This window comes from Sneathiella aquimaris (genome assembly GCF_026409565.1).
GTDB classification, from domain to species: Bacteria; Pseudomonadota; Alphaproteobacteria; order Sneathiellales; family Sneathiellaceae; genus Sneathiella; species Sneathiella aquimaris.
In genome coordinates, this window is record NZ_CP112881.1 from 1,452,813 (window position 1) to 1,477,859 (window position 25,047).

Here is a 25,047-nt window from a genome sequence, read left to right on the forward strand (position 1 = left end):
ATTAACCTCCGGGGCGCCCACCGCCACCATCGGTAATCCGGATCCCTACATTCTTGGTTTGAACGTAATTTAGCAAGGCCTCTTGTCCTTTTTCTCGACCATACCCCGATCTTTTTGTGCCGCCGAACGGTGTTTCAATGCCGCCCGCGAACCATTCGTTGACGAAAATCTGACCCGCAACCAATCGATCAGCAGCCCAATGCGCCGTTGAAAGGTCTTTAGTGTAAAGACCTGCGCAAAGACCATAATCTGTCCCATTGGCAATCGCAATCGCCTCTTCTGGGTCGTCGTATGTAAGGACTGACAAAACAGGGCCAAATACTTCTTCTTGTGCGATCGTCATAGAAGGGGTGACGTTACTGAAGATTGTTGGTTTGATGAAATGTCCGTTCATTTCCTCAATGCGGCCACCACCGGTCACAGCTTCAGCACCATCCTGTATGGCCTCTTTGCACATGGCGTCAATTTTTTCCGCTTGCTGTCCTGAAATGACGGGCGTGATGTCGTGCCCGTCAATTCCCGCGCCGATCGTCAGACCAGCCGCTTTTTGTGCAAGCTTTTCAACAATCTGATCGCGGAGACTTGCCGGTACGATAAGGCGAGACTGGGCAGAGCAGACTTGGCCTGCATGGGTGAAAATGCCGGATGCTGTTGAGTTAATCGCCTGATCGATATTTGCGTCCGGGAAGACGATTCCGGCAGACTTTCCGCCCAACTCCATGATGCAGGGCAGAACACGTTCTGCGGCGGCATGGAGAATGGACTGACCCGTTTTCAGCGAGCCTGTGAACACGATGTGATCGATGTCCGGATGAGAGACGAGGGAGGCCCCACAGTCATGTCCGTACCCTGATACGATATTAACGGCACCGGCGGGTACACCTGCCCGGTGACACGCTTCAGCGATGAAATAGGTCGAAAGCGGTGAAAGTTCGGGAGACTTCAAGACGACCGTGTTTGCCGTTGCTAACGCGCAGGCGACCGAGCGGGCGGCAATTTGAAGAGGAAAATTCCAAGGCACAATTTGAGCAGAGACACCAAACGGAGAGGGGATCGTGTAATCCAGATAATCCGAACCCAGTGGGATCATACGCCCTTCTAGCTTATCTGCAAGTCCACCATAATAGGTAAAATAGCGTGCAGCGGCGAGGGCTTCGTTTTTGCCGCCTGTCAGGGTTTTCCCATTGTCCAGGCATTCCGCCAACGCAATTTCATCCGCCATTTCCGTCATGTGACGGGCAATTTCAAACATCAAGGCACCGCGATTGGTCGGGCGCATGTTGTATAATACACGAGAATTGAAGCAGGTGCGTGCAGCCGTAACGGCTAGATCGATGTCTTCCTGTGTTGCGCGGGCGATTTCAGCAATCTGTAATCCAGTCGCCGGATTTTCGATTGAGATACGATCACCATTGACGCCATCTACCCAGTTGCCGCCAATATAATTTTTCCAGTATTTTTTAAGTTCTTGTGACATCCCGACCTCGATACCCTTAATAAATAGGTTGCTTTTTTTCAGCGTGTAGACCGCTTTTTAGCATTTCCGGTCACGCCGTCCAATATAGATTGTTTCAATTCAAACAGTTTATTTTTTGACGTCGCGTAAATAAGTCTTTCATTGCCGCATTAAAGCATTATATCCAACAAGCGTTTTGAGATTATTTCTGACAAAGGCCTCTTCCATGGGCGTAACGACATCCAGCACCGATCCGAACACTGTATTATTTGCAGCCCGCACAAAAGAAGAGCAGCTTTTTGGCTGGTTGATTGAAGCAGGTATGCATGGGATGCGTATTGATCAGCTTATCGCCCAATTTTGCGAAAAGCTAACGGATCTTGGTGTTCAATTGACCCGTGGTAATATTGCATTGAGCACAATCCACCCTCAAGTAAGCGCCTTTATGTATACGTGGCGCAAAGAAGGAGGCATTGTTGCTAACACCAATGTTTTGCATTCTGAAGAGCCGGGGGAAGGTTGGTTTGCCAGTCCTTTCTTTTTTATGCTGAACAACCGGGTCAGTTTCATGCAACGATCTTTGGAAAATAGTGAGGAGCTGGATTTCCCCGTGCTTGTGGAATTCCGGGATCAGGGTATGACTGACTGGTTCAGTCAGATTTTTGATTTCGGATGGGGTTTTCAGGATGATTTCAGGGATCATTCGTCGGGACTGATTACATCTTGGGCAAGCTCGGCACCCGGTGGTTTTTCAAAAGAAGAGTTGAACCTGTTGAGGCGCGCCATTCCCCTGTTTGCCCTGACGGTTAAAGGTATTGCATCATTTAAGGCGGCCGAAACTGTTCTGGAAACATATATCGGGAAAGAAACGTCGCGGAAGGTCTTGTCCGGTGAGATTATGCGTGGGAAGGCGAGTAGTATTTCCGCTATTCTTATTTTCGCAGATCTTCGCGGTTTTACGCGATTATCGGATGTCACGGGGCGCTCTGACGTTGTGGCAACACTGGATCAATATCTGGAGAGAATGGTCGCGCCAATCGAAGAGGCTGGCGGAGAAATCCTGAAATTCATGGGCGATGGTATTTTGGCGACTTTCGCACTGGATAACGAAGACGAAAAAGAGGTGTGTAAAAAGGCGCTGGTATCCTCGTTGCAGATGATTTCAGGCGTTAAACAATTGAATAGCGAGAGGCTGGCTCAGGGACGGCGGACAATGGAGCTGGATATAGCGGTTCATGTCGGTGAGGTCATGTATGGGAATGTAGGGTCCAAAACCCGGTTGGATTTTACCGTTGTCGGACCCGCCGTGAATGAAGTAAGCCGCATCGAAACGCTTTGTGATCAATTGGACACGGATCTCCTGATGTCAGGGGCTTTTGTTGAAACCTCCGGACATTTATGTGAGCATCTTGAATCTGTCGGGCTCCATCACTTGCGTGGTGTTCAGGAGCCTAAAGAATTGTTCAAAATTCGTGATTGTGACGTCTTTTCGAAAAAACAGGATTTATACTAGCGATTTGCGGGCCGTTTTGTCTTTATACATGGCTTCATCAGCAGCCTGCATAACGCTTTCAAACGTGCTCTGGGCATCGTAAATGGCAAGGCCCATGCTGGCAGATATTGTGATCCGTGAGCGCGGTGCATCAATGCTGCATTGGGAAATCAGCTCTCGAATTTTGTGAGCCCGTGCGATGGCCTGTTTTTGATCTGCTTTTTGGAGCACGAACACAAATTCATCTCCGCCTAAACGGGCTACAAAATCAGTACTTCTTAGATTGGTAACGAGTATTTCGGCAAGTTTCTGAAGCATTCTGTCGCCTGCATCGTGGCCATGGGTATCGTTAATGGCCTTGAAGTTTTCCAAATCAAGGAAAGCCAGAACGCCTTGTTCGTTGTAGCGGCGGGCAGATGAGATCGTCCGATGCATGAAATCTCTTAACGCCCGGCGGTTGGCTAGGCCCGTTAATTCGTCAGTTGTTGAGAGGTTTTCAAGCTCTTGAATACGAGATTGCTGTTCAGCGATATGCTGTTCAGCACTTGCAGCATAGGCGAGGACGCGATTAATCAGCATCCAGTGTTGTTCGTCGTTTTTCTGTTCCTTGCTATCTAGATCCTTTAGCCGATTGGCGAGATCTTCAAGATAGACAGTAACATCCCGATCATGCGGAATTGATAGGTTTTCGTGCATTGTCGCAGCAGAAGAAAACGAACCTGACATACTCATACTCCTTAACTTGCATGAATGGCTTTGCCATCCCAAATTATGTATCCTGAAAAGGTAATTTCAAACCTTTCCCCAAGTAATAAGCAAAATGCATGCCACGGAGTATAGGGGTAAGAAAGCAATATTATTCAATATGTTATGGATTTGTGTTGTTGTAGAATATCGAATTTTTCCTACTTGATGGGTAAGATTTACCGGTTACTAAGAAGAATGATCCCACTTGTAGAGGTGGTATTAACTGAGATTTATTGTTCTTTGAACTTCACAGGGTCCAAATTGCAGTTTATTACTTTCTTTAAATCTACTGTCGTTTGCCGGTTTGTCTGATCCAATCTGGTTTTGTTATATCAAGGTTACATTTATGATGCGTTTTAAGAACGGTTTATTTCGTTTGTTCATTGCGGGTTCATTCCTGTTTGCCGGATCAGCCATGGCAGGCGGGGAGGTTCCTCTTGCGTCTCATCGCGCCGTCTATGACCTTAGCCTGAAGGAAATAAAGCAGGAAAATGGTGTGCAGAATGTTCGCGGGCGAATTGTCATGGAAGTGGACAATCAATGCGAAGGCTATGTCCTCAATCAGCGTATGCTGGTTCAACTGGAAAATGTTGAAGGCGGCCTGGTGACGTCTGATTTTCATTTATCAACCTGGGAAGACAAAAGCGGTAAAAGTATGCGGTTTTCCATGTCCAGTATATTGGATGGTCAGTCGGTCGAAGCCTCAGACGGTGTCGCGACACTCGGCGAAAATGACGGGAAGGTTGTGTTCAATGGCGAGGATATTGATACAAAGGAATTGGTTTTGCCAAAAGGGGTATTGTTTCCAACGGCGCATACCCGCATTATTTTGAAATCTGCAAAAGAGGGGAAAAACCTTGTGTCTGCCAAAGTGTATGACGGAAATGGGCCGGACGGGTTGCAGGATACACTTACCGTGATCGGCAAGAAGAGCTTTTCTGATGATTGGTCAGATGCTGACCAGAGAATGAAAGAGATGCCCTACTGGCCAGTTCAGTTTGCTTTTTTTGACTTAAAAGGGCAAAGCAACGAGCCAGATTATGAGGTGGGGCTAAAAATGTACGAAAACGGTGTCGCTACAGACCTTACACTGAAATACAAAGAATTTTCATTGAGCGGGGAATTGGTTCAATTGGATTTTCTAGACAAAAATAACTGCCAATAACAAGAGCTAGGGGGAAGCAATGCAGTCATTTGTGTCTGTGGATATTTCACGGCGCGCTGTAGCTGGTCGATTACTTATAAATAAAATACTGGGGATCCCAACTTTGGGATTTTACCGGTTCTGGGGGAAAACTCATTTGCGGCGGCTGCTTTGGCAGTCCATCAAAATTGGAGAGGACAGACTTCAATATCATGGTACCGCCAAAGAGCTGTTCATCGGGTTTCTAATTGCGCTGGTCATAATGACAGTAATTTTTACCGGATTGGGTGTTCTGCTCGGCATTATCAGTCTGGCAGGCCCCCAATTATCTGCGGTTTCCTCTTTACTAAACTTTGTTGTTTTATATTGCTTTTGGCAATTTGCTCTTTATCGGTTGTGGCGATATCGCCTGAGCAGAACGTCTCTTCGATCTATCCGGTTTTATTTAAAAGGCCGTGCCATGGCCTATATGGGAAAGGTGTTCATTTGGTCGGTATTGTCCATAGTAACCCTCGGCTGGGCGTATCCGAAATTATTGGCCGTCCGGGCAACGTATATGTTGAATAACCTGGCATTTGGCGATCAGGATTTCCACTATTCAGGCAGGGCCGCTGGATTTTACAAAATTTACTGGCCTCTGATCCTGCTGGGTCAATTTTTTGTGGCTGGTATTCTTGGCTTTCTTGTGATCAGTGAAGAACTCGTCGGGGCCCCGTTGGAAGAGATTGAGCAAAGCATCGTTCATGTGGGGTTCCTGCCGCAAGTTCAAATCGCGGCGGGTGTTGGTTTTGTGGCTCTCTCTATGATGTTCCTGATTGCACGGGTTCAATCTTTTAAATATCAGGTAAGCCGGATAGAATTTGCAGGGGCATCCTTTCGATCTGAACTCAGGTTTCGCAAGATCCTTGTAATTCTTGTGGTGATGGGCGTACTGGGTCTTGTAGGCTATGCTTTGATCATCGGGATTTTTGTTAGCATTGCGACGCTGATGCAGACCCAGCCGGGCGTAGGTATAGCTGTGATTTTTGGATTGTTTTTAACCATTTATCTGGTCATGGATATTGTCATGTATCTGCTGCTTTATATTCCTTTGATGAAAGAGATCGGCAAGTCTTTAAAAACAGATGATGAAGACGTATTTGCGAAAGTAGCGGCCACATCGGTAAATTCTCCAAAATATGGAGAAGGGCTCGCCGACGCACTGGATGTAGGAGCTTTTTAGCAATGCAGGCGATCGGGCGATATTTTGATGGGAAGACGGCTCAGGAAATTCGGGTAGTTCTGAGGATTATTGAACCGGATTTGTGTCTTTATGACGAGGCAAAAAACCTTATCGGTCGGTGGCCGCTTGTTGATTTGCGAGATGAAAATGCTCCGCATCGCCCAAACGAATTGAACCTTTCTCATAGTCTTGAAAGTGATGAGCGGCTGGTTGTTACGGACCCTGTTTTCATAGAGAGCCTAAAAATCGTATCTCCAACCTTGCGTAAACGGCGTAAAGGTGCCGCCGGATGGTGGAAGCCTGTTATCGCATGGACGGCAGCTGTTGTGATCTGTGTCGGACTTTTCTTTGGGTATGGTTTGCCGGTATTGGCCTATGGAATTGCTAGTCTTGTGCCGTATGATACCCGTTCTAAAATTGGTGAGGGCGTCGAAAATATTGTTATTCAACGCCTGGCAAAAAAGACGAAAAATAAAGAGGCCGATCCTGTTTGTGAGGGAGCGGTTGCACAGAACGCAATTGAAGGTCTGGTGCAGGAATTTGTAACGGCGGCGGAGGCAGATATTCTGCCCGTAAAGGTGACTGTTATTTCCAGTAAGGTCCCGAACGCCTTTGCTTTACCGGGGGGCCGGATGGTGATTACGTCTGCCCTGATCGATATGGCAGAGGAACCGAATGCGCTGGCAGGGGTTTTGGCCCATGAATTTGGGCATCTTGTGGACAAGCACCCGATGAGCCTGTTTGTAACGAATGTAGGCATCGCGGCCTTCTTTTCCATGGCTTTGGGTGATGTGTCAGGAGGAACAGTGATTGCAGCCATCGCGCAATCTGCATCCGGCGCAGCGTATAGCCGCAGTTATGAAGATGATGCCGACGAAACAGCTGTCAACCTGATGAACAGGCTGGATATGGATATTGCCCCGGTTCTCCCCCTGTTGAAAAAACTAGGTGAGAAGGTGCCGGAAGCCGGGCTTTTTTCTGTGTTTTCATCGCATCCTGATATGGATAGTCGTATTCAGGCCATTAAAGAGGCTAAAACAACAGGGACATTGAACGCTTTTTCAGAGCGTGCTTGGGCGGCAATCAAAATTATGTGCAAAGGTAGCGTTTAATCGTTTTTAGGCGACGGCTTGAACCCCCGGCCTTTTAGGATGATATCCTTTCCGAACTTTGCGCGAACCCTATCCATTGCGGTTTCAATTTCTTTGATTTTACCTTTGTCCTGATCCAACAGGTCGGGTGTATCTGCCTCATCCAGTTTCCCAAAGCCGCTAATGCCAACCCCAATCAGCCGAAAGCTTTTCCCCAAGGCTGCATTTTGCAGGAGGGGAAGCGTTTCCTGATAAAGCGTTTCTGCCAGTTGGGTGGGGCGATCTAAAGTATGGCTGCGTGTGATGCCTTGAAAATTTCCGGTTTTCAACTTTAGAGTAATCGTTTTTCCCGCTTTTTCCGATTGTTTCAAACGGGCGGAAACCCGTTCGCACAGCGGCCAAAGTCTATCTGCCAGGACATGGATATCCGATATGTCTGTTCCAAATGTAGTCTCGGCCGAGATGCTTTTGGCTTTTCTTTCCGATTTTACCTTGCGGTCATCCTGTCCGCGAGAAAACTGATAAAGCCGGCTCCCCATGGTGCCATATCTTTTGATCAGGTCACTTTCATCCCTGTGTTGAAGTTGCCCTATTGTTGTTATGCCTTCTGCGTTCAGTTTTTTATTGAGGGCTTTCCCCACGCCCCAAATATCCCCTACAGGGCGCGGGGCCAGGAAGGTCAAGGCTTCCGCTTGGCCAATGACTGCATACCCATCTGGTTTATCCAGATCCGAGGCAAGCTTGGCTAGAGATTTATTGTAGCTCAAGCCCACCGATACAGTAATCCCGATGGTTTGCTGTATTTCCCGGGCGAGCCAAGCCATCGACTGTGCTGGAGTTCGCCCATGAAGTTTATCGGTACCGGACAAATCCAGAAAAGCTTCATCCAATGAAAGCGGTTCAATCATTGGGGTGAGTTCATCAAACAGCTTATGGATTTGTTTGCTCACGGCACTATAGACGTCCATTCTGGGTTTTATTATGACACCATCCGGACAGATTTTCTTTGCTTTGAACAAAGGCATTGCAGAGCGAACGCCAGAGATGCGTGCGATGTAACAGCAGGTGCTTACCACACTTCGAGCACCGTCATGTGCCACAATAACCGGTTTATATGCCAATGACGGGTTGTCCCGTTTCTCGACAGCGGCATAAAATGCATCACAATCCATATGGGCAATGGACAATTGATTTAACTCTGGATGCGAAATTAGTTTCGGGGACTGGCAATGCGGGCATCTATTCCGGCGGGTATTGTTTGCAACCGCTATTTCTTTCAAGCATTGCCGGCACAGAGTTGTCATTTTCGAACCTGTTAAAATATCAGTCGAGCGGCCAAAGCCAAGCTGCACCCCGGACGCCCGAGGAATCCCCGTATTTCGCCTTTACCAGCTTTGTTTCCAGTGGGCCAGAGAAACTGTAAGCCTGCCAGAGTTCGGGAACGCGGGTATATAGATTGTCCATATTGGAAAGACCACCACCACAGACAATTACGTCAGGATCCAGAACATTAATAATGCCCGCCAGTGCTTTTGCCAAACGACGTTCATACGTTGTTATCGTCCGTATCGCAGCGGCATCGCCACGCGCGGCCATGGTGGCAATCTCCTTCGCAGTTGGTCCTTTCGCACCAACTGGATCATGGGATTTGCTTAAGCCCGGTCCGGAAAGAAAGGTTTCGATACATCCTTTTTGGCCGCAATAGCAGTCGGGACCGGGGCGTTCATTCTGATTAGCCCAGGGCAGGGGGGTGTGACCCCATTCACCAGCAATGGAGTTAAGACCGGGAATGATTCCACCGTTCACAACGATACCACCACCGACACCCGTTCCCAGAATGATGCCAAAGACAACAGAAGCGCCTGCCGCCGCACCATCGGTTGCTTCAGATAACGCAAAACAGTTGGCATCATTTGCAAGTCGGGTAGGACGGCCTGTCATGCGTTCGATATCGCTTTTGAGGTCGTGCCCGATAAGTTCCGTCGTGTTCGCGTTTCCTTTGATTAATCCTGTATCCTTGGAAACGGATCCTGGAATGCCGATGCCGATTGAACTTTGGCTGTTTGTTTCTTTTTCCGCTTCAGAAACCAACTCAACGATATTGTCGACAATATCGAAATAGTTACCGCGCGGCGTTGTTTTCCGGGTGCGAAAACACTCTTCTCCAGCCTCAGAGAGAACAATTATTTCTGTCTTTGTACCACCTAAATCCACCCCAATTCGCATAAAACGTTACCTGCTATTTTCAATTTTCTGAACGATATGATTGTGGATGTCCGGCCAACTGTTGAGTCGGACATGGCTGTCTTCCGCCTGTGCCAGCATCCGCGAAAGCCGATCATCAGCAACATAATGCAAGCGTTCTACATGTTTAGCATGCTTGAGAACAGAGCTATGATTGGTTGGAATATCATCGATGAAAAAAGAGGGGTGTTTGAGGTGGCGGGTCAGGTATTCAACCACATGCCCCTTGGCGCCAACATTGGCAATCAATGGAAAATCCATGCCATTTTTAACAAGACCCTCGCGCCGTTTATCTGCATATTGCGGGGGAATGTTGCTCAGAATAACGATCTGAGCTTTCTGGCTTAATTTTTCAAGCTGTTCAGCGGCACCGGCGACTGCGGGTATTTTATGGCAATGAGTGTCAAAAAACTGATCCAGCAAACCGGGGATGGTTTCTTTGGCAACAGGGCTTTTGTCCTCATTATAACGGATATTCCCATGAAGGGCGAAAGACGACCAGTCGAAAAACATGTCGTTTTCTCGCAGAAAAATTTCCAAGCCGTGCATGAAATTAAAAAGAACTTCATCGGCATCAGAAATGATCAGTGGGCGATCCGGGTCGACGTCGATGCCCGTCAATTGTGGTTTAACGGCCTCATGAATGTTCACGGGCATAATTTTAGTACTCCAATACAGCGCCGGGGAAAAATCGGCGGGCTTTTGCGGGCTGAGCGGGATCGATGTTCTGCGCCGAACAAAAGTCAATGAGCATCTCTTCATGAGCGAGCAAAAAATCCAAAACACCTGCCAGAATTTCAGGAGAGTCAGCGGACTGAATAAAATCCGAAGGAGATAAACCGGTTTCGTTCATCAACCAGTCTCTTTGTTTCTCCTGCCCAAGAATATAGGCTACTGCCTGAAGGGCCGTAATCTCAGCAAGTTCTTGATTCATCGTAAATTTTAATCTTTCAAAGGCCCAAAGTAACAGAATTTTAAATAAATTTCTGCTATTTGTCTGTTGATAATGTCAATAATCTCCTAAAACGAATGATTTCGGGTTATGGTTAATAATTAGGTAAATGTTTGTCTGAAATACTAGGGTAGAATAAAAATAATCTGATCTGTGTCAGGCATCGGCAAAAAGGCGACCAAAAATATGAATGCGGAACTCAAGAAAACAGTTCTAATTGTTGAAGACAATGAATTGAACATGAAGTTGTTTCATGATCTTTTGGAAGCGCATGGATATGCTACTTTGCAAACCAAAGATGGCATGGAGGCTTTGTCATTGGCACGCCAGCACCAACCTGATTTGATCCTGATGGATATCCAGCTTCCAGAAGTATCCGGGTTGGAAGTTACAAAATGGATTAAGGAAGACGAAGACCTAAGATCGATACCGATCATTGCGGTTACTGCATTTGCCATGAAAGGTGACGAAGAGAAAATTCGTGAAGGAGGCTGTGAAGCCTATATTGCCAAGCCAATTTCCGTCGGAAATTTTATTGAAACCGTTAAAGGCTTTCTGAACTAAGAATATGTCTGCACGCATTTTAGTAGTCGATGACGTTGTCCCGAACGTTAAAATTCTCGAAGCCAAGCTCTCTGTGGAATATTACGATGTAATAACCGCATATAATGGCCTTGATGCGCTGGAACTTGCCAAAGATAAATCACCTGATCTGGTCCTTCTGGATGTAATGATGCCTCAAATGGATGGATTTGAGGTTTGTAAACGTTTGAAGGCCGACCCAACAACGGCACATATTCCCGTCGTCATGGTAACAGCACTAAGTGAAGCGGCAGACCGGGTGCAGGGATTAGAGGCAGGCGCTGATGATTTCCTGACAAAACCGGTTGACGATGTTGCGCTATTTGCGCGGGTTAAATCTTTGTTGCGCTTGAAAATGATGATGGATGAGTTCCGCCTGCGTGAGGAAACAAGTCAGGATCTGGGCGTTTTGAACAGCGAGGACCACCCTGAAGCTGTGCATCGCGGTCGCCTGCTTGCCATTGATGACAACGAGTTTTCCGCCTCTCAGCTTCTGAAAATTTTTAGCGACAATTATGATGTGACAATCGAAGGCAATATGGAAGAAGCGCTGGTTTTGGCCCGCGGCGGTGATTTTGATCTGGCGATTGTCAGTATGAGCGCCGTTAGTTTCGATCCCTTGCGTCTTTGCTCGCGGATCCGTACCTTTGAAGAAACACGGCAATTGCCGATCCTGACGCTTGTCGATGACTCTGATGCGGATAAACTTGTAAAGGGTCTTGATCTGGGTGTTAATGATTATGTTATGCGTCCAATTGACAGCAACGAACTGATTGTCAGGACCCGTACGCAGGTATTGCGCAAACAGTACCAGGACCGTCTTCGCCATAATTACCATAGAAGTATGGAGCTGGCTGTTACAGATGGCCTTACGGGGCTTTATAACCGCCGTTACATGACCAACCATCTTGATACCCAGCTGCAAAAAGTAAAAACCGAGTTTAAATCAGTGTCTATACTGATTATGGATATCGACTTTTTTAAAGAGGTGAACGATACGCATGGCCACGAGGCAGGGGACGACGTTTTAAAAGCGTTTTCCGGGCGTATTGGTAAAAGTGTGCGGGGGATTGATTTGGCCTGCCGCTTTGGTGGTGAAGAATTTGTTGTGGTGATGCCGGACACGGACCTTGCTGTAGCAAATGGGGTCGCAGAGCGTTTGCGCTGCGAGATTGCTGACTATCCTTTTGAGGTGTCCCGCGGTTCGATTTCGTTGGATATTACGTGCTCTATCGGCGTGACCATGTCGACACCGGAGGATACCACAGACAGTATTATGAAGCGTGCGGATGATGCACTCTATCAAGCCAAGAGGGACGGTCGTAACCGGGTCGTAACCAACACTGGCGCCTAAGATCAGGCGTCTACCCACTATTTTTTTCTAAAAAATTCCAGGATCACATAAAAAACCCCGGCAAAAGCCAGGGTTTTGAATAGGATCAGTCGTGTCATACACGCTGTTCTTGGAAGAGAAAATTTACTTGATTTTCGCTTCTTTGAATTCCACGTGCTTGCGAACAACTGGGTCATACTTCCGCATCACCATTTTCTCAGTCAGTGTGCGAGGGTTCTTTTTGGTCACATAATAGAAACCTGTACCCGCAGTACTTACCAGTTTGATCTTTAATGTGGTCGGCTTAGCCATGTCCGAAACTCCGTCTTTCGCCTGCCACATCGCAGGAGAATTAAATATTGAAGCCCGGAAAATACGGATTTAATTCAACAAGTCAAGTGCAACATGACCATTTTTGCCGTCATTTGCTTTTTATATTGATTTCATGGGTTTCCAATAAACTTGCCACACCGACAACAACACAAACAGAAGGCACACCAGGGCGAAGAAAAGGGGCATGCCGTGTGGTTCATAGACTTTCATGGCATACCCTCCCACAAGAGGGCCAATAAGACCTCCAGCCCCCCACAGGATGCCTGCGGCGGCATTTGCTGTGATGAGATCAGCCCCCCTGAACAACCGGCCCATGATCACAAGGGCAATTGTATAGGTACCAACGACCGCCCCACCCCAAATCACAAGCATTGGCCACAGTAGATAGGGTATGGCGATCAGGAGCGGCAAAAACAGGGCGCCAAGGATGCCTACGACCCCGCAGAAAAGAATCACTTTGTAATGGCCAATTCGGTCGGCAATCCAGCCTATGGGAAATTGTAACAGGATATTGCCCGCCAATAAGACACTCGACATCAAAACCGCTGTTTTTTCTGTCATGCCGGATAAAACGCCATAAACCGGCAAGAGTGTTAAAACCGATCCGTCAAAGATGGCAACCAGCAACGCTGCAGCGCAAATCATCGGAGCAAGTTTCAGGAATGAAAAGACGGAAAAATGGCTTTGCCCTGAAAGCTTTGGAAACGTTCCGTGGGAATATAAAAACATAACACTTGCAGAAGCAATAATTCCGCCTGCGATGAAAAAGGGCCGATTGCCTTCGGTTCCGATGATATTGATGAGGACAGGACCCAAGGCAAATCCAAGGGTCATGAACGAGACGTAGATCGCGACAGTGCGACCCCGTTTGCTGTCTTCTGCCACTTGATTGATCCAGGTTTCACTGATCAGAAACAGCGCCGCCATGGCAATCCCCATGGTCAAACGGAGGAAAAACCAGAAAATCAGATTATCATTCAGGCCGAGGGCAAAAATGGAACCGCTGCACAATATAAGCGCGGCCCAAAGAACGGTGCCTGTCCCAAATTTGTGCGTTAGATGCGGAACTACAGGTGAGAAAAAGAGAAAGGCAAGTGATGGCATTGCTCCCATGACGCCGATCAGGTCACTTCCAATACCGTTTTTATTCATGGTGAGTGAAATCAAAGGGATAGAAAGGCTGAGAGAAACAGCCATGACAGTGACGGACGTAATGATAGCGACGATCGCCCGGTTGCGGTCTCTATTGGCTAGATTCACAGTGTTTCCTGACGAACGACAGATTTTCCTTTGATATAGGTAAATAGAGAAAAATGGGAAATATTTAAAGATCCATTGTCTGTTGAACGGATCATTTTTTCCAAGACAAACTCGGTGATATCGACCACCGGCATGTTGAGCGCGTCATGAAGGCTATACCATCCCAGATCAACCAGTTCGCCGGAGCCGGCCAAATCTCCCTTTGCGTGCTCAGCATCGGCCAGCATGAACCGGCTATTAAAGCGGATTGGACTTTGTGCAGGTGTGATGGCCCGGGCGAAATAATCGATCCCGGCAAGATCTGCAACCAAAGTATCGTTATGCAAATCGCCAAGCACAAGTCCGGTTTCTTCCCACGTCTCGCGAACAGCAGCACATGCGAGGGCTGTTGCCATATCTCCTGGATGAGACAGCCGTTGCTTGACATGCGCCTGCAGGGGGCGTTTGACCGGATGCGAAAAATCACTGGCATCGAGCCGGCCTCCGGGAAACACGTATACATCAGGAAGGAAACGATGGCCTTTGGCGCGTTTACCCATCAAAACTTCGATGCCGTTGTTACGACTGCGATATAAAACAAGACTTGCAGAATTTTTTGGAACCGCGGGCTTTCCATGCGTTTTTCGTGTCGTCATTCCGTTGTAAAAACCCGTTGGCCCCGGACCATCTTAAATAATTTCACTGGTACCTCCGGTTTCCTTCCGGGATGCGTGTCGAGAAACTCTCTGACTTGGGTCAGGATGTATTCTGTGATCAGGGGGATATCAAGTTCAAGCGCTTCATCAATCGTCACCCACTTCATGTCAAGCAGTTCGCCAGTTCCGCCTAAATCTCCTGCGATATTTTCGCCATTATAGACAAAAAAACGTGTGTTAAATCGTTTCTTCCGCATAGGAGGGGTGACGGCGCGCGCGATATAATCCAGTTCTGACAGGTCTGGCCCGCAGGTCTTGGTTCCAAATTCATTCCAAACCTGAATACGCGATCGACGCGCTCGATCATAAGAAGCAGCGATGCGTAATCCTGTTTCTTCAAACGTTTCACGAATGGCGGCAACCGCAAGGGCGCGGGCGCGGGCCGGGCTGCACCCGCCCCGTTCAAGGCGGTGCATGACGTCCGGGCGAAGGTCTCTCGCCGGAATGATACGGGAATCATGTGGATCAACCCGTCCACCGGGAAAAACATAAGTGTTTGGCATAAAGCTGTGCCGACCACTGCGTTCACCCATCAGAATCTCGGTTCGGTCTGGTTGCTGGCGGTAAATGATAATTGTGGCCGCGTCTTTTGGCCGAGGCGCTTTCGTATTTGAGCCGCGGTTTTCTGCCACGCTTCGATTTTTCTTATCGGTCATTCTCTAAACATCCTTTTTGCGCTTAAGGATGCCTTTTATCGAGAAAAAAGTCCAGAGTTGCCTCAGGGAATGGCTGCTGATTAGTCGATCTGCTGGGCAGAATATCCGGTTGCCTCTTCATCAAACCCATGCATTTTACGAGCCCATTGAAGACCGATCAACGCACCTTTGATATGGGGCAGTAAAACAAGGGATGACAGAATTGCCACAGGAAACCAGATGACCATATGAACCCATGTTTCAGGACTGTATGTTTTTTCAACGAATAACAGGCCAGACACGATAAAATGAAGCACAATCATCATCGTAAAATATGGGGGAGCATCGTCAGCACGTTGATGGAATAACTCCAGACCACAGTGGTCACACGTGTGATTAACTTTGATATATCCTTTAAAAATCCGACCTTTTCCGCAATCAGGACAGCGGCGCATGAAGCCTTTGCGAAGGGATGTGGCCAAAGATCGTTCCGATGAAGTGTTGCTCATAGTAGTATAATACTTCCTGTTATTTGCGCAGAGTATAACAGGAAGCATATGTCTTTGGGATCACGAAACCGCCATTGCGACACTCTGCCGCAATTTGCATTGATTTGGATCAATGTATATCAGGTATTTCTTGCTTTCTTTGCAGCCGCCCGCTTCTTACCCTTTGGCATCGTTTTTTTCTTCTTGGAAAAGGACTTCTTGCCTGGGGCTCCAGGTTTTCCAGAAGCTGCATTGCGTTTTCTCCGCCGTGCCCCCGCGTCATAGGAAGAACGGCCGGAACCGTCTTCAATCGAGACAATCATACTGCCCGTTGCAATGTCTACTTCGCGAAGTTGTACGGCTAACCGGTCAGATAGTCGATAAGTAACACCTGTCCGTTCGCCAAAAAGAGAATGGTTTTTTTCATCATACACAAAAAAGTCATGCCCGATGGTCGAGATAGGAGCAAACGCGTCGGCACCGGTTTCGTCCAGCGAAAAGAACAAGCCCGCCCGCGTAACACCCGTAATTTTTGCCTGAAAGATTTCATTGACCTTGTTGGCAAGAAAAACAGCCGTGAAACGGTCCATGGTTTGCCGTTCCGCGACCATAGCACGGCGTTCAAGTCCAGAGATATGAACCCCAATATCGTCGAGATTTTCGGCGTCTTCATTAGTCAGCCCATCATTGCCCAGCCCAAGGCCGGAGATAAGGCTTCGGTGGACCAATAGGTCTGCATAACGTCGAATTGGCGAGGTGAAGTGGGCGTAGTTTTTCAGGTGTAAGCCAAAATGGTGCTTGTTATCCGGACTATATACCGCCTGTGACTGAGAGCGCAGGACCAGAGTACTGACCAGCTCTTTGTCCGTCTCGTTTTCGGCTTGCGCTAAAATTCTGTTGAATGTCGCCGTTTGAAGGACTTGCCCCTTGGCAAAGCTGATGTTCATTTCCGACAGGATTTCCTGCAGTCCTTCCAGCTTTTCACGATCAGGCGGTTCGTGAACCCGGAACATGCAGGGTCGCCGAAGTTGATTAAGGGTCTCTGCGGCACATACATTTGCCTGAATCATAAACTCTTCAATCATCATATGAGCGGCAAAGCGAACTTTTTTATGGACAGCTTTAATAAACCCGTCTTCGTTCAGTTCAATTTTTCGTTCCGGAAGCTCCAGATTAAGGGGTTGGCGTTTATCCCGTGCCTTTTTCAAGGCTTCATAGGCGCCAAATAATGGTTTTATAACCGTCTGGGCAAGCTCTTCTGTGACATGGTCAGGATGCCCTTCATAGGCGTTCTGGGCCTGCCGGTATGTGAGGGACGCGCACGAGTTGATCAGCGCCCGCATAAATTTATGGCGGATCTTGTTGCCGTTTGCATCAAACCACATTTTGACGGCCATGACAGGTCGGTCCACATTGTCGTGCAGAGAACACAAGTCGCTAGACAATTCGTGGGGCAGCATGGGCACAACCCTGTCAGGGAAATAAACCGAGTTCCCGCGCAGGCGGGCCGACTTATCCAATTCTGACCCAGAGGTGACATAATGGGCTACATCCGCGATCGCCACGATGACCTGCCAGCCGCCAGCGTTTTCAGGACTTTCATCCCGTTGCGCCCATACGGCGTCATCTCTATCCCGCGCATCTTCAGGATCGATGGTCAAAATAGGCAGATCACGCAAATCCGTGCGGTCCGCAAGTTCTACAGGTTTTGCGCTTAGTGCTTCTTTTTTAACCGCGTCACTGAATTCGTGGGGAATGCCGTGCGCATGGATGGCAATCAGGCTGAGGGATCGGGAATCGCCTAACGGTCCGATACGCTCTGTCACTTTACCTTCGGGCGTTCCAAAATGACGGCCAGGCAGAATATCGACAAGGACCACTTCTCCCGATTGTGCCCCCATGGAATGTTCTTCCAAAATGGTAATTTCTTTTTTGTTTTTTCGATCGGTCGGCTGAACACGCCCATTTTTACCGGTGCTGGTATAAACACCAAGCACGGGCCCGCTCGCGGCCGTCAGGTGACGGATGACGGTTGCTTCATACGAGCCATCTGGCTGCTTGGCCAGCTTGGCCAGATATCTATCGCCAACGGCCACTGCTTTAACGCCTCGCTTTTTTTGCAGGCCCACATAAATGGTTGGTGCTGGTGTCTCATCGTCCCATTTTACCGGTTTGCCAATGGGCTCGCCATTTTCGTCAAGGCGTATGATGTCAATTACGGCTACACTGGGAAGGCTTCCGGCGGCGGCCAATGACTGCCCACGGCCTTTTTCAAGCGCCCCATCCGTAACCAATTCTTTAAGGATTTTTTTTAAATATATGCGATCGGCACCTTTAATATTAAAGGCTTTCGCAATTTCCCGTTTGCCAACCGGGGCGTCACTTTCTTCGATGAAAGTGCGCACCTGATCTTTGGTTGGTAAATAACTCGGGTTCTTTATGTCTTTGGTCAAATTATCTTTTTCTGCGGTCAGTACCGCTGTTAATCGTCACTCTCTACTGTTTTCTTTTTCGCAGGAGCTTTTTTCTTTGCTGGTGCTTTCTTCTTGGCAGGTGCTTTTTTAGCCGTGGTTTTCTTCGCTGCGGTTTTCTTCGCTAGCTTGGGTTTCTTTCCACTTTTTGCGGCACGGTCTGCCAGAAGCTTAACAGCCTCTTCCAAAGTAATGGTCATCGGGTCAGATCCTTTAGGGATCGTCGCGTTGATGCCACCATGGGTGACGTATGGTCCATAACGGCCATCTTTTACATTAATATCAGCTTCATCGTCCGGGTGTTTCCCGACAACACGCAAGGGAGGGGCAGCCCGACCTGCGCCGCCGCGGGTTTTTGCCGCGGCCAGCAGTTCAACCGCCCGGTTCATCCCAACGGTCAGAACTTCCATTCCGCTCGTCAGTTTGCCATATTTTTTATCGCATTCCACATAAGGACCGTATCGGCCGAGGCCCGCTGTGATCATTGTTCCTGTTTCTGGATGAGGACCGATTTCCCGTGGCAAGGCCATTAACTGGACAGCCATTTCGAAATCGATGTCTTCCAGCGGCATGTCCTTTGGAATGGAAACGCGTTTTGGCTTTTTCTTTGGTTCAGGTTCGCCCAATTGCAAGTAAGGACCGTAAGGTCCTTTGCGCAGGGTGATCATCAATTCAGTCGCAGGATCGATCCCAAGTTCCTTGGGTCCGTCGTCAACATCGGAGGATCCGTTCTCTGAATTTGCCGCTCCCAATTGCCGGGTGAAACGACATTCAGGATAGTTCGAGCAACCAATAAACGCGCCAAACCGGCCAGTTTTCAGGGAAAGGCGGCCATCTTCACATTTGGTGCAGGCGCGCGGATCTTTACCTTCCTCAACTTCTGGAAAAACATGAGGACCAAGGACGCGGTTCAATTCCTCCAGAACATCCGTTACCCGAAGCTCTGCTGTTCCATCAACAGAAAGGCTGAAGTCACTCCAGAAATCACGTAAAACCTGCTTCCAGTCAATCTTGGCATCTGAAATATCATCCAACCGTTCTTCGAGTTGGGCTGTGAAATCATACTCCACATAGCGCGTAAAGAACGAGGACAGAAACGCTGTTACCAACTGGCCCTTATCTTCCGGTTTAAACCGTTTTTGATCCAGTACTACATAATCCCGGTCTTGCAGGACGGAGATGATCGAGGCGTAGGTGGACGGCCGGCCAATGCCCAGTTCTTCGAGTTTCTTGACAAGACTGGCTTCTGAATAGCGCGGTGCCGGTTCTGTGAAATGCTGATCTTCGCGGACAATTTCTGTAGACATGGTTTCGCCTTCAGAGACGGCAGGCAGTCTTTTTCCACCTTCGTCGTCCTTGGTATCATCCTGTCCTTCTTCATACAGTTTCAGAAAACCTGCAAAACGAACAACGCTGCCTGTTGCACGCAGAGTTTGACCCGCACCATCCTGAAAATCAATGGTCGTGCGTTCCATCTGCGCACTTTCCATCTGGCTGGCAATAGTCCGTTTCCAGATCAGTTCATACAGTTTCAGATGTTCCTGATCCAGATACCGCGCGGCCTGCGCGGGTGTGCGGGATAAATCGGTCGGGCGGATTGCTTCGTGCGCTTCCTGAGCATTCTTGGATTTTGTTTTGTAAGCACGCGGCGAGCCTGGAACAAATTCCGGTCCATATTCAGCGGCGATAACATCCCGGCAGGCGTGGATTGCTTCATTGGCAAGTGTTACGCCGTCTGTCCGCATGTAAGTGATCAGGCCGGCTGTTTCTCCGCCTACATCAAACCCTTCATACAGTTTCTGTGCAACCATCATGGTGCGTTTGGCACCAAATCCAAGTTTACGCGATGCTTCCTGCTGTAACGTGGATGTTGTAAAGGGGGGAGATGGGTTTCGTTTCGCCGGCTTTTTCGTGACGCTTTGTACATGGAACGTTCCAGCACGTACTTTTTCTGCGGCGGCTTTTGCCGTTGCTTCATCCGGTAAAGAAAACTTATCGAGCTTTTTGTCGTCAAGATACGTAAGGCGGGCTGTGATTTTGGATTTTTTGTCGTTCAGAAAATCCGCATCAATCGTCCAGTATTCTTCGGCCTTGAAGGCCTCGATTTCCAATTCACGCTCACAAATCAGTCGCAGGGCAACCGACTGAACCCGTCCAGCAGACTTCGCGCCCGGAAGTTTTCGCCACAAAACAGGTGATAAAGTAAAGCCAACCAGATAATCGAGTGCTCGACGAGCCTGTTGGGCATTCACCAGATTCATGTCCAGTTCGCGTGGATTTGCAATCCCGTCCAAGACGGCTTTCTTCGTAATCTCGTTAAAGACGACACGGCTTACTTTAGCGTCTTTTAATTTCTTTTTTTCTTCCATCACCTTCATGACATGCCAGGCAATCGCTTCTCCTTCGCGATCCGGGTCAGTGGCGAGGTACAGGTTTTCAGCGCCCTTGAGAGCATCTGCTATCGCTTTGATATGTTTGGCAGATTTTGCATCATTTTGATAATCCATTGCAAAATCTTCATCCGGTTTGACTGATCCGTCCTTAGACGGCAGATCGCGGATGTGACCGTAGGATGCCAGGACCGTATAGTCCGAGCCGAGATATTTATTTATTGTCTTTGCTTTCGCAGGAGACTCAACGACCACTACATTCATAGAAATACCACAGACCTTCTTTTTTTAACGGCTCAGTACAAGAGTGCAATTTGCCATATATAGAGAGACTAACTCGCGAAGGAAACCCTGTTTCCAAAATGGCGTTCTATTCTGCCTGCTAGTTCAAGTTCAAGCAAAATCGTCAAAACCACGCCGGGAGGGAATTCTGTAAGCCTTACAAGTTCATCAATATCGATGGGGGTAGGGCTTAAAAGGTGGAGCAGAACAGGGCGAGCCTGATCAAGGGTCTGTTCATTTGGCGACAGGGTTCTGTCAAAGGGCAGGGCGGGTTGTTCGGGTTCGGACAGGGGGAGGGACTTCAGTCCCGATAATTCCTGAAGAATATCTTGATCACTTTCCACAAGAATGGCCCCGTTTTTTATCAGATTGTTTGTTCCTTTTGCACGTGGATCCATAGGAGAGCCGGGCACTGCAAAAACATCGCGCCCCTGTTCCGCCGCCATTCTTGCCGTGATCAATGACCCTGATTTTGGGGTTGCCTCCATAACGAGTATACCCAGTGCCATCCCGGAGATAATGCGGTTGCGCCTTGGGAAATGCCGAGCCTGTGGCTGGGTGCCAAAGGGCTGCTCTGCAATCACGCATCCTCCATTTTCGATTTGTGCCTGCAAGTCAGCATTTTCGCGGGGATATTTTACATCAAGGCCACCGCCGACCACAGCAACAGTCCCTGTTGTCAAGGACGCTTCATGGGCCACTTTGTCGATACCGCGGGCGAGACCGGATGCAATGACTAGCCCATTATTTCCAAGTTTCGAACACAGGGAGCGTGTCAGATTCTGGGCAACTGCGGACGCGTTTCGGGATCCAACAACTCCTAACATGTTTTTACCAAGGAGATCCGTATGTCCTTTTAAACTGATCACCGGAGGAGCATCCGGAATATGACGGAGCAACGGAGGGTAGTTCGGTTCACAACTGCCTATCAGTTGCCCACCATACTGGATGACTTGTTCCATCTCGCGCTCAGCAGCGCCCTTCGCATATATTCTAATTGGTTTTTTGCGTCCGCCGTTCCGGGCAAGTTCAGGGATTGCTTCCAAGGCACGGCCGGCATTTTCAAACCGGTTTAGAAGCTGAAAGAACGTAATTGGCCCGACATTTTCTGATCGAATAAGGCGTAACCAATTCAGTCTTTCGGCGAATGAAAGTTCAATATTGTGTTGCATCAGAAAAATGTGATGCAAATTGATGAACGCGTCAATTGAAAAAATACTTATTTAATGCGCGTTATTGGTAAGTATTATTTTTTTCCGATCTTGGATTCTTTTCCTTTGACCAGCCGCCCAATATTTTCGTGGTGCCGAATAAAAATAAGGATGGCCATAAAAGCGGTCAATTCGATCCGCTGCAGGTCCCCGTAGTAAACAGATCCAAATAACGGTGTTTGAGAAAGGGCATAGATATAAACAGGGGCAAGCGCCGCCGATACCAGCGCAGCCAGGGAAGAATAGCGCATTGCGAAGGCAACAAGAAGCCAGGTCAGGGCAACTGCAATGCCTGCGGGCCAGGATACGGCGAGCATGACACCAATAAAGGTGGCAACGCCTTTTCCTCCTTTGAATTTGAGCCAAACTGGAAACAGGTGACCCAGAAAAGCCGCCCCGCCCGCCAGAACGGCATAATCCTGCGTAAGGTAGATGTTGGCAATCAGGACAACGACCGCCCCCTTGCCGCCATCCAGCAGGAGGGTTGCAAGCGCCAGACCTTTATTGCCTGTCCGAAGAACATTTGTCGTTCCAATGTTACCAGAGCCAATTTTTCGAATGTCTCCCAGGCCCGCCATTTTTGTAAGCACGAGACCAAACGGAATGGATCCGAATAAATACCCGATCACGATTGCTGCTAAAAATGGCCATGTGTAACTCAGGTCCCCCAAAGGTTCCGGCATTATTTGTCATCCCCAAATGTGAAAACGGCCGTGCCGCCAACAAAGGTTTTTAATACCCTGCCTTGAAGCAAATGACCATCAAAAGCGGTATTTTTGGATTTGGATTTCAGCTTCAGCCCGTCCACTTTCCAAGGTTTGCCTAAATCGAACAGGCACAGATCCGCATCCGCGCCTTTTTCAAGCCTGCCTTTGTCGATGCCGAGAAGTTTGGCCGGGGCCACCGTCATGGTATGCAGCAGCGTCAACAGATCAAGTTGCTGATTGTGGAATAGTCGCAGACTGACTGGTAACATTGTTTCCAGCCCGACAACGCCCGGTTTTGCTTGTGCAAACGGTACTCGTTTACTATCGGCGCTTTGCGGAAGATGCTGAGAGGAAATAATGTCCAAAATGCCGTCTTTCAGGCCTTGGACAACGGCCATTCGGTCTGTTTCTTCTCGCAAAGGCGGGGAAACGCGCGCGAAGGTGCGGTATTCACCGACTTCCAAATCGTTCAGAGCATGATAATGCGGGGCCGTTCCCGCAGTGACATTGATCTGCTCATCCTTTGCCCGGCCGATGGATCGGATGGCATCTGCTGTACTCAAATGAGCGGCATGCCATTTTGCCCCGGTCATGGCCGTAAGCCGGATATCCCGTTCCACCATTATGGCTTCGGCGCAGGCTGGGATGGATTTCAAACCCATGAAGGTTGCGGTTCTGCCGCCCGTCATCACACCACTTCCGGCAAGATGTGGTTCTTCCGCATGAATAATGACAGGTTTGTCAAACATCGTAGAATAGGCAAGTGCCCGGCGCATCAGGTTGATATCACCAATGGCCTTTTGCCCATCGCTGAATGCGACAACACCAGCTTCTGACAACAGCCCTAATTCTGCCATTTCTGCGCCGAGAAGACCGCGTGTTAATGCCCCGGTGATGACAACGTTCACGGGGCAGGTGTCGCGGGCGCGCCGCGCGACAATGGCCACAAGGGATGGATCGTCGATCACGGGCTCTGTTGCAGGAAAGGCATTGATCGTGGTTATTCCGCCTGCCGCGGCGGCAAGTCCGGCTGTCGCCATGGTTTCGCGGTGCTCTTTCCCGGGTTCACAAAGATAGGCATGCGCATCCACAAGGCCAGGAGCGAGGCAGTGACCGTTGCAGTCTTCGTGGGTACATCCATCAGGAAGCATGTCTGTTGAAATGTGGGGCCCCCAATCCAGAATTTTTCCATCCTGAATAAGAATTCCGCCAAGGGTATCTGTCCCTGTTGCAGGATCCAGAAGGCGCGCGTTTACTAACGCATGAACGGGTTCACTCATTCGTCCACCTCTCCGCGTGTCAGAAGATCTAGGCAGGCCATTCGAACAGCAACGCCCATTTCAACTTGCTCTGAAATTGCACTGATATGCAGGTCGTCAGCGATCTCGGAGTCGATTTCAACACCTCGGTTCATTGGACCGGGATGCATGATAAGCGCATCCGGCTTTGCCACTTTCAGTTTTTCTTTATCCAAGCCAAACAGGTGGAAATATTCACGGACGGACGGAACGAAGGCTCCTTGCATCCTTTCCGTCTGTAAACGAAGCATCATTACGATATCCGCATCTTTCAGACCTTCTTCCATGGAATGATAGACTTCGACGCCCATCGTTTTTGCATTCGATGGTATCAGGGTCGTTGGCCCAACGATGCGGACCCGGGCTCCCATGATATTGAGAAGGGCGATATTTGACCGGGCGACCCGGCTGTGCAGAATGTCTCCGCAAATAGCAACAGTCAGTCCGGCAAGGCGGCCTTTGCGATTGCGGATGGTTTGAGCATCAAGCAATGCTTGAGTTGGATGTTCATGACTGCCGTCTCCGCCGTTGATAACAGCGCAGTCGACCTTCTGACTGAGAAGGTGCGGTGCACCGGAATCCGAATGACGGATTACCAAAATATCCGGTCGCATGGCGTTCAACGTCATTGCTGTGTCGATCAGGGTTTCCCCTTTTTTTACCGAACTGGAACCAACCGACATGTTGATGACGTCTGCCCCCAATCTTTGACCGGCCAATTCAAACGACGTTCTGGTGCGCGTTGAATTTTCAAAAAACAGGTTGATTTGAGTCATGCCTCGTAAAAGGGAAAGCTTCTTTTCGCGGGCACGTGATCGCTCTGCATAAACATCAGCGACATCGAGAATCAGGCTGATATCCGCAGCGCTGAGCCGTGCTATGTCAAGCAAATGCCTATGGGCAAATCTGGTTTTTTCTAAATGTGTCATTAAAAGGATAGTGTATAGCGATCCTTCGTCTGATCAGCAAGAACCCATTGCGACCTCGCCAAAAATATCCCGTAAAGGATGACGT

General features: G+C 48.7%; 23 protein-coding genes. 6 read left to right on the forward strand and 17 right to left on the reverse strand.

All coding sequences use genetic code 11. The features are described 5' to 3' along the window. Position 1: 1 nt before the first annotated feature. The gene (locus OIR97_RS06700; protein ID WP_169544808.1) at positions 2 to 1,477 is read right to left on the reverse strand and encodes an aldehyde dehydrogenase family protein; all 1,476 of its coding nucleotides are present in this window, start codon (positions 1,475 to 1,477) and stop codon (positions 2 to 4) included. Positions 1,478 to 1,682: 205 nt separating this feature from the next. Between OIR97_RS06700 and OIR97_RS06705 the strand changes: the two genes are divergently transcribed. Continuing rightward, positions 1,683 to 2,969, forward strand: a complete 1,287-nt coding sequence (locus OIR97_RS06705; protein WP_169544809.1) for an adenylate/guanylate cyclase domain-containing protein — start codon at positions 1,683 to 1,685, stop codon at positions 2,967 to 2,969. Here the strand turns inward: OIR97_RS06705 and OIR97_RS06710 are convergent. After that, positions 2,961 to 3,674, reverse strand: a complete 714-nt coding sequence (locus OIR97_RS06710; RefSeq protein ID WP_169544810.1) for a GGDEF domain-containing protein — start codon at positions 3,672 to 3,674, stop codon at positions 2,961 to 2,963. The two genes, OIR97_RS06705 and OIR97_RS06710, sit on opposite strands and share 9 nt — an antisense overlap. Positions 3,675 to 4,041: 367 nt before the next feature. On the opposite strand from OIR97_RS06710, the gene OIR97_RS06715 reads away from it, so the two are divergent. The 3 genes from OIR97_RS06715 to OIR97_RS06725 are packed head-to-tail and all read left to right on the forward strand — an operon-like array spanning position 4,042 to position 7,173. After that, positions 4,042 to 4,860, forward strand: a complete 819-nt coding sequence (locus OIR97_RS06715) for a cell envelope integrity EipB family protein (protein ID WP_169544811.1) — start codon at positions 4,042 to 4,044, stop codon at positions 4,858 to 4,860. A gap of 19 nt (positions 4,861 to 4,879) precedes the next feature. Continuing rightward, positions 4,880 to 6,061: a DUF898 family protein gene (locus tag OIR97_RS06720; RefSeq protein WP_169544812.1), complete on the forward strand. Its 1,182-nt coding sequence runs from the start codon at positions 4,880 to 4,882 to the stop codon at positions 6,059 to 6,061. A 2-nt stretch (positions 6,062 to 6,063) separates the two neighbouring features. Further along, a complete protein-coding gene (locus tag OIR97_RS06725) occupies positions 6,064 to 7,173 on the forward strand; it encodes a M48 family metallopeptidase (RefSeq protein ID WP_169544813.1) in 1,110 nt (369 codons plus the stop codon). Here OIR97_RS06725 and OIR97_RS06730 read toward each other — a convergent pair. Genes OIR97_RS06730 through OIR97_RS06745 form a run of 4 tightly spaced genes read right to left on the reverse strand, consistent with a single transcriptional unit; the run spans position 7,170 to position 10,330 of the window. After that, complete coding sequence (locus tag OIR97_RS06730; RefSeq protein ID WP_169544814.1) at positions 7,170 to 8,456, reverse strand: DNA polymerase IV; 1,287 nt, start codon at positions 8,454 to 8,456, stop codon at positions 7,170 to 7,172. The two genes, OIR97_RS06725 and OIR97_RS06730, sit on opposite strands and share 4 nt — an antisense overlap. 19 nt (positions 8,457 to 8,475) lie before the next feature. Next, a complete protein-coding gene (locus OIR97_RS06735; RefSeq protein ID WP_169544815.1) occupies positions 8,476 to 9,378 on the reverse strand; it encodes an ROK family protein in 903 nt (300 codons plus the stop codon). A 6-nt stretch (positions 9,379 to 9,384) separates the two neighbouring features. After that, positions 9,385 to 10,053: an HAD family hydrolase gene (locus OIR97_RS06740; RefSeq protein WP_169544816.1), complete on the reverse strand. Its 669-nt coding sequence runs from the start codon at positions 10,051 to 10,053 to the stop codon at positions 9,385 to 9,387. A 4-nt stretch (positions 10,054 to 10,057) separates the two neighbouring features. Further along, positions 10,058 to 10,330 carry a DUF3572 domain-containing protein gene (locus OIR97_RS06745; protein WP_169544817.1) on the reverse strand — a complete coding sequence of 91 codons (273 nt, stop codon included), beginning with the start codon at positions 10,328 to 10,330 and terminating at the stop codon, positions 10,058 to 10,060. 204 nt (positions 10,331 to 10,534) lie between these two features. Here OIR97_RS06745 and OIR97_RS06750 point away from each other — a divergent pair, with 204 nt between their 5' ends. Both OIR97_RS06750 and OIR97_RS06755 read left to right on the forward strand, forming a co-directional pair. Further along, positions 10,535 to 10,912 (forward strand): response regulator, encoded by a 378-nt coding sequence (locus tag OIR97_RS06750; RefSeq protein ID WP_169544818.1) that lies wholly within the window; start codon positions 10,535 to 10,537, stop codon positions 10,910 to 10,912. Between the two features lie 4 nt (positions 10,913 to 10,916). Further along, a complete protein-coding gene (locus OIR97_RS06755) occupies positions 10,917 to 12,284 on the forward strand; it encodes a PleD family two-component system response regulator (RefSeq protein WP_169544819.1) in 1,368 nt (455 codons plus the stop codon). Between the two features lie 123 nt (positions 12,285 to 12,407). On the opposite strand, the gene rpmG is transcribed toward OIR97_RS06755, so the two are convergent. From rpmG to OIR97_RS06810, 11 genes are all read right to left on the reverse strand, one after another. After that, positions 12,408 to 12,575 (reverse strand): 50S ribosomal protein L33, encoded by a 168-nt coding sequence (gene rpmG / locus OIR97_RS06760; RefSeq protein WP_169544820.1) that lies wholly within the window; start codon positions 12,573 to 12,575, stop codon positions 12,408 to 12,410. A gap of 120 nt (positions 12,576 to 12,695) precedes the next feature. Further along, complete coding sequence (locus tag OIR97_RS06765; protein WP_169544821.1) at positions 12,696 to 13,856, reverse strand: MFS transporter; 1,161 nt, start codon at positions 13,854 to 13,856, stop codon at positions 12,696 to 12,698. After that, entirely contained in the window at positions 13,853 to 14,491 is a 639-nt protein-coding gene (locus OIR97_RS06770; RefSeq protein WP_169544822.1) for an NUDIX hydrolase, read from the reverse strand. The genes OIR97_RS06765 and OIR97_RS06770 overlap by 4 nt, the downstream gene beginning before the upstream one ends. After that, positions 14,488 to 15,207, reverse strand: a complete 720-nt coding sequence (locus tag OIR97_RS06775) for an NUDIX hydrolase (protein ID WP_169544823.1) — start codon at positions 15,205 to 15,207, stop codon at positions 14,488 to 14,490. Before OIR97_RS06775 ends, OIR97_RS06770 begins: the two co-directional genes overlap by 4 nt. Positions 15,208 to 15,287: 80 nt before the next feature. After that, the gene (locus OIR97_RS06780; RefSeq protein WP_169544824.1) at positions 15,288 to 15,695 is read right to left on the reverse strand and encodes a DUF983 domain-containing protein; all 408 of its coding nucleotides are present in this window, start codon (positions 15,693 to 15,695) and stop codon (positions 15,288 to 15,290) included. A gap of 119 nt (positions 15,696 to 15,814) precedes the next feature. Continuing rightward, positions 15,815 to 18,127 carry a ribonuclease R gene (gene rnr / locus OIR97_RS06785; RefSeq protein ID WP_181017900.1) on the reverse strand — a complete coding sequence of 771 codons (2,313 nt, stop codon included), beginning with the start codon at positions 18,125 to 18,127 and terminating at the stop codon, positions 15,815 to 15,817. Positions 18,128 to 18,156: 29 nt separating this feature from the next. Beyond that, positions 18,157 to 20,799 (reverse strand): type I DNA topoisomerase, encoded by a 2,643-nt coding sequence (topA, locus tag OIR97_RS06790; protein WP_169544825.1) that lies wholly within the window; start codon positions 20,797 to 20,799, stop codon positions 18,157 to 18,159. Positions 20,800 to 20,867: 68 nt separating this feature from the next. After that, the gene (gene dprA, locus OIR97_RS06795; protein WP_169544826.1) at positions 20,868 to 21,989 is read right to left on the reverse strand and encodes a DNA-processing protein DprA; all 1,122 of its coding nucleotides are present in this window, start codon (positions 21,987 to 21,989) and stop codon (positions 20,868 to 20,870) included. Positions 21,990 to 22,063: 74 nt separating this feature from the next. Next, positions 22,064 to 22,711, reverse strand: a complete 648-nt coding sequence (gene plsY, locus OIR97_RS06800; RefSeq protein WP_169544827.1) for a glycerol-3-phosphate 1-O-acyltransferase PlsY — start codon at positions 22,709 to 22,711, stop codon at positions 22,064 to 22,066. Then, positions 22,711 to 24,015, reverse strand: a complete 1,305-nt coding sequence (pyrC, locus tag OIR97_RS06805; protein ID WP_169544828.1) for a dihydroorotase — start codon at positions 24,013 to 24,015, stop codon at positions 22,711 to 22,713. The genes plsY and pyrC overlap by 1 nt, the downstream gene beginning before the upstream one ends. Then, entirely contained in the window at positions 24,012 to 24,962 is a 951-nt protein-coding gene (locus OIR97_RS06810) for an aspartate carbamoyltransferase catalytic subunit (RefSeq protein ID WP_169544829.1), read from the reverse strand. The genes pyrC and OIR97_RS06810 overlap by 4 nt, the downstream gene beginning before the upstream one ends. Between the last annotated feature and the right edge of the window lie 85 nt (positions 24,963 to 25,047).

What these genes read in the sequence shown, in the direction of transcription:
- OIR97_RS06700 (WP_169544808.1), bottom strand. Translation starts at nt 1,477, where the DNA reads ATGTCACAAGAACTTAAAAAATACTGGAAAAATTATATTGGCGGCAAC.
- OIR97_RS06705 (WP_169544809.1), top strand. Translation starts at nt 1,683, where the DNA reads ATGGGCGTAACGACATCCAGCACCGATCCGAACACTGTATTATTTGCA.
- OIR97_RS06710 (WP_169544810.1), bottom strand. Translation starts at nt 3,674, where the DNA reads ATGTCAGGTTCGTTTTCTTCTGCTGCGACAATGCACGAAAACCTATCA.
- OIR97_RS06715 (WP_169544811.1), top strand. Translation starts at nt 4,042, where the DNA reads ATGATGCGTTTTAAGAACGGTTTATTTCGTTTGTTCATTGCGGGTTCA.
- OIR97_RS06720 (WP_169544812.1), top strand. Translation starts at nt 4,880, where the DNA reads ATGCAGTCATTTGTGTCTGTGGATATTTCACGGCGCGCTGTAGCTGGT.
- OIR97_RS06725 (WP_169544813.1), top strand. Translation starts at nt 6,064, where the DNA reads ATGCAGGCGATCGGGCGATATTTTGATGGGAAGACGGCTCAGGAAATT.
- OIR97_RS06730 (WP_169544814.1), bottom strand. Translation starts at nt 8,456, where the DNA reads ATGACAACTCTGTGCCGGCAATGCTTGAAAGAAATAGCGGTTGCAAAC.
- OIR97_RS06735 (WP_169544815.1), bottom strand. Translation starts at nt 9,378, where the DNA reads ATGCGAATTGGGGTGGATTTAGGTGGTACAAAGACAGAAATAATTGTT.
- OIR97_RS06740 (WP_169544816.1), bottom strand. Translation starts at nt 10,053, where the DNA reads ATGCCCGTGAACATTCATGAGGCCGTTAAACCACAATTGACGGGCATC.
- OIR97_RS06745 (WP_169544817.1), bottom strand. Translation starts at nt 10,330, where the DNA reads ATGAATCAAGAACTTGCTGAGATTACGGCCCTTCAGGCAGTAGCCTAT.
- OIR97_RS06750 (WP_169544818.1), top strand. Translation starts at nt 10,535, where the DNA reads ATGAATGCGGAACTCAAGAAAACAGTTCTAATTGTTGAAGACAATGAA.
- OIR97_RS06755 (WP_169544819.1), top strand. Translation starts at nt 10,917, where the DNA reads ATGTCTGCACGCATTTTAGTAGTCGATGACGTTGTCCCGAACGTTAAA.
- rpmG (WP_169544820.1), bottom strand. Translation starts at nt 12,575, where the DNA reads ATGGCTAAGCCGACCACATTAAAGATCAAACTGGTAAGTACTGCGGGT.
- OIR97_RS06770 (WP_169544822.1), bottom strand. Translation starts at nt 14,491, where the DNA reads ATGACGACACGAAAAACGCATGGAAAGCCCGCGGTTCCAAAAAATTCT.
- OIR97_RS06775 (WP_169544823.1), bottom strand. Translation starts at nt 15,207, where the DNA reads ATGACCGATAAGAAAAATCGAAGCGTGGCAGAAAACCGCGGCTCAAAT.
- OIR97_RS06780 (WP_169544824.1), bottom strand. Translation starts at nt 15,695, where the DNA reads ATGAGCAACACTTCATCGGAACGATCTTTGGCCACATCCCTTCGCAAA.
- topA (WP_169544825.1), bottom strand. Translation starts at nt 20,799, where the DNA reads ATGAATGTAGTGGTCGTTGAGTCTCCTGCGAAAGCAAAGACAATAAAT.
- dprA (WP_169544826.1), bottom strand. Translation starts at nt 21,989, where the DNA reads ATGCAACACAATATTGAACTTTCATTCGCCGAAAGACTGAATTGGTTA.
- plsY (WP_169544827.1), bottom strand. Translation starts at nt 22,711, where the DNA reads ATGCCGGAACCTTTGGGGGACCTGAGTTACACATGGCCATTTTTAGCA.
- pyrC (WP_169544828.1), bottom strand. Translation starts at nt 24,015, where the DNA reads ATGAGTGAACCCGTTCATGCGTTAGTAAACGCGCGCCTTCTGGATCCT.
- OIR97_RS06810 (WP_169544829.1), bottom strand. Translation starts at nt 24,962, where the DNA reads ATGACACATTTAGAAAAAACCAGATTTGCCCATAGGCATTTGCTTGAC.